The sequence below is a fragment of the Polymorphobacter sp. genome, assembly GCF_051860865.1.
In the GTDB taxonomy this organism is placed as follows: domain Bacteria; phylum Pseudomonadota; class Alphaproteobacteria; order Sphingomonadales; family Sphingomonadaceae; genus Sandarakinorhabdus.
In genome coordinates this window covers 1-2,697 of sequence record NZ_JBIMKZ010000138.1, presented here as the reverse complement: position 1 = coordinate 2,697, position 2,697 = coordinate 1, and the positions used below count along the sequence as shown (strand labels likewise).

The window sequence follows — 2,697 nt, the reverse complement described above, 5'->3', positions numbered from 1 at the left end:
CGAAAGCCCGATTATCGGGGTCTGGGGCCTGCGGCCCCAGCCGCCGGAGGCATCTTGTTCCCGCCGGAGGCATCTTGTTCCCGCCGAAGGCACATTTCGACTGAATGTCGATACCGCTTAGCCCTCGACCGCATGAAGCGCGATTTTCCCAAAGCGAAAAACGATCAGAATCAGCAAGAACCCGTGGTGGGTCCGGAGGCAAGCCCCGGCTCGGCGGACGACCCTACCCTTTCCGGCTCGCCTTCTCATCGATCCCCGACACCCCTTCCCGACGTTCCAATTCGGCGCGGACATCATCGAGGGTGAGACCGGCATCGACCAGCAGCAGGCAGAGGTGAAACATCAGGTCGGCTGATTCCCCGACAAGCGCCGTGCGGTCATTGCCCATGGCGGCGATGACCGTTTCGACGGCTTCCTCACCGAGCTTCTGGGCGATCTTGGCGCGGCCCTTGGCGGTCAGCTTGGCGACATAGCTGGCCTGGGGGTCGGCATTGCGGTTGAGCTGGATGCGGGCGATCAGCCGGTCGAGGACGTCCTGGGTCATGGCATGCTCCGCACGCGGACGCCGGCGGCGGCGAGGGCGTCCTTGGCCTGGTTTACGCTGGCTTCGCCGAAATGGAAGATAGAGGCAGCGAGGACGGCGCTGGCATGGCCCTCGGTGACGCCGCGGACGAGGTCGTCGAGGTTGCCCACGCCGCCGCTGGCGACAACCGGAATGGCAAGGGCGTCGGCGATGCGGCGTGTGAGGACGAGGTCATAGCCGGAGCGGGTGCCATCGCGGTCCATGCTGGTCAGCAGGATTTCGCCGGCGCCAAGTGATGCGGCGTCGATCGCATAGGCGACGGCATCGATGCCGGTAGGCTTGCGGCCGCCGTGCGTGAAGATCTCCCAGCGATCGTCTGCGACGCGCTTGGCATCGACGGCGACGACGACGCACTGGTCGCCGAACTGGCTGGCAAGCTCGGCGATGAGCGCGGGCCGGCTGACGGCGGCGCTGTTGACGGCGACCTTGTCGGCGCCGGCGAGCAGCAGGCTACGGGCATCGGCGACGCTGCGGACGCCGCCGCCAACGGTCAGCGGCATGAAGCAGGCGTCGGCAACCTGCTCGACCATGTCGAGCAACGTGCCCCGGCCTTCGTGGCTGGCACTGATATCGAGAAAGGTCAGCTCATCGGCACCGGCGGCGTCATAGGCGCGCGCGGCCTCGACCGGGTTGCCGGCATCTTTCAGGTCGACGAAATTGACGCCCTTGACGACCCGGCCGTTGGCCACGTCCAGGCAGGGAATGACGCGGACAGCTAGAGACATTGCGCCAGGTCCAGCCGGCCATCGTAGATCGCGCGGCCGCAGATGACGCCTTCGATCTTCGGATAGCGGCGGAGCGCGATGATATCTTCCATGCCGGCGACGCCGCCGCTGGCGATGACCGGGATGTTCACGGCATCGGCGAGGCCGGCGGTGGCCTCGATGTTGACGCCCTTGAGCATGCCGTCACGGCCGACATCGGTGAATAGCAACGCAGCCACGCCGGCATCCTCGAAGCGGCGCGCCAGATCGACGACGCTGACGGTGCTTTTCTCGGCCCAGCCGCGCACCGCGACCATGCCGTCGCGCGCATCGACGGCGACGACGACCGCACCGGGGTACTCGCCGGCCAGGGCCCGCACCAGCATGGGGTCCTCGAGCGCGGCAGTGCCCATGACGACGCGCCAGACCCCGGCGTCGAGCCAGGCTTCCGCTTGGGCGCGGCTGCGGATGCCGCCACCGACCTGGACCTGCCCCGGGAAGGCGGCGAGGATCCCGCGCACGGCATCGCCGTTGCGGCTCTCCCCGGCGAAAGCGCCGTCGAGATCGACGACATGGAGATGATTTGCGCCGATGGCAGCGAAACGTCCGGCCTGACCGGCGGGATCGTCAGCATAGATGGTGGCGCGGTCCATGTCGCCTTCGGCGAGGCGGACGACCTGGCCGTTCTTGAGGTCGATCGCCGGGTAGATCGTCAGTGCCATCGACCATCCTTGAGCCAGTCGGCGAGAAAGGCGAGCCCATAGGCCTGGCTCTTCTCGGGGTGGAATTGCACGCCGGTGATGTTGGCCCGGCCGATGATCGCCGCGATGGGGCCGCCATGATCGGTACTGGCGCGGACATCCTCGGCGATAGCCGCGTTGAACCGGTAGCTGTGGACAAAATAGGCGTCGCCTGCGGGCATCGAATTGCCGCGCGCCGGCACGACGCGGTTCCAGCCCATATGTGGCACCTTGAGCGCCGGATCATCCGGGGTGAGGCGCGTGACGCTGCCTTCGATCCAGCCAAGGCCGGCGTGCACGCCATGCTCATGGCCTTCGCTGGCAAGCAGTTGCATGCCGACGCAGATACCCAGGAACGGCCGGCGCCGCTCGATGACGGCTTCGTGGAGGGCGGCTTCCAGCCCCTCGATGCTGCGCAGCGCGTTGATGCACTGGGCGAAAGCACCGACTCCGGGCAGCACGATCCGGTCCGCGGCCAGGATATCGGCCGGCGTGCGGGTGATGGTGACCGTGGCGCCGACGCTTTCCAGCGCGCGGGAGGCGGAGCGGAGATTGCCGGCGCCGTAGTCGATCAGCGCAATGCTCTCAGGCACCATGGTCGGCATCGCCGTCCGCGCCGCCAAGGGTACCCTTGGTGGAGGGCATGGCATCGGCTTTGCGAGGATCGATG

General features: G+C 67.4%; 4 protein-coding genes. All 4 read right to left on the bottom strand.

Going from position 1 to position 2,697, the window contains the following annotated elements; translation table 11 throughout:
- Positions 1-223: 223 nt before the first annotated feature.
- Genes ACTIFJ_RS15250 through hisH form a run of 4 tightly spaced genes read right to left on the bottom strand, consistent with a single transcriptional unit; the run spans position 224 to position 2,632 of the window.
- On the bottom strand, positions 224-544 hold the full coding sequence (locus tag ACTIFJ_RS15250; protein WP_439534966.1) for a phosphoribosyl-ATP diphosphatase: 321 nt from the start codon (positions 542-544) through the stop codon (positions 224-226).
- Positions 541-1,308, bottom strand: a complete 768-nt coding sequence (hisF, locus tag ACTIFJ_RS15245; protein ID WP_439534965.1) for an imidazole glycerol phosphate synthase subunit HisF — start codon at positions 1,306-1,308, stop codon at positions 541-543. The genes ACTIFJ_RS15250 and hisF overlap by 4 nt, the downstream gene beginning before the upstream one ends.
- Complete coding sequence (gene hisA, locus ACTIFJ_RS15240; protein WP_439534964.1) at positions 1,299-2,009, bottom strand: 1-(5-phosphoribosyl)-5-[(5-phosphoribosylamino)methylideneamino]imidazole-4-carboxamide isomerase; 711 nt, start codon at positions 2,007-2,009, stop codon at positions 1,299-1,301. Before hisA ends, hisF begins: the two co-directional genes overlap by 10 nt.
- The gene (hisH, locus tag ACTIFJ_RS15235) at positions 2,000-2,632 is read right to left on the bottom strand and encodes an imidazole glycerol phosphate synthase subunit HisH (RefSeq protein WP_439534967.1); all 633 of its coding nucleotides are present in this window, start codon (positions 2,630-2,632) and stop codon (positions 2,000-2,002) included. The genes hisA and hisH overlap by 10 nt, the downstream gene beginning before the upstream one ends.
- Positions 2,633-2,697 lie beyond the last annotated feature (65 nt).

What these genes read in the sequence shown, in the direction of transcription:
- ACTIFJ_RS15250 (WP_439534966.1), bottom strand. Translation starts at nt 544, where the DNA reads ATGACCCAGGACGTCCTCGACCGGCTGATCGCCCGCATCCAGCTCAAC.
- hisF (WP_439534965.1), bottom strand. Translation starts at nt 1,308, where the DNA reads ATGTCTCTAGCTGTCCGCGTCATTCCCTGCCTGGACGTGGCCAACGGC.
- hisA (WP_439534964.1), bottom strand. Translation starts at nt 2,009, where the DNA reads ATGGCACTGACGATCTACCCGGCGATCGACCTCAAGAACGGCCAGGTC.
- hisH (WP_439534967.1), bottom strand. Translation starts at nt 2,632, where the DNA reads ATGCCGACCATGGTGCCTGAGAGCATTGCGCTGATCGACTACGGCGCC.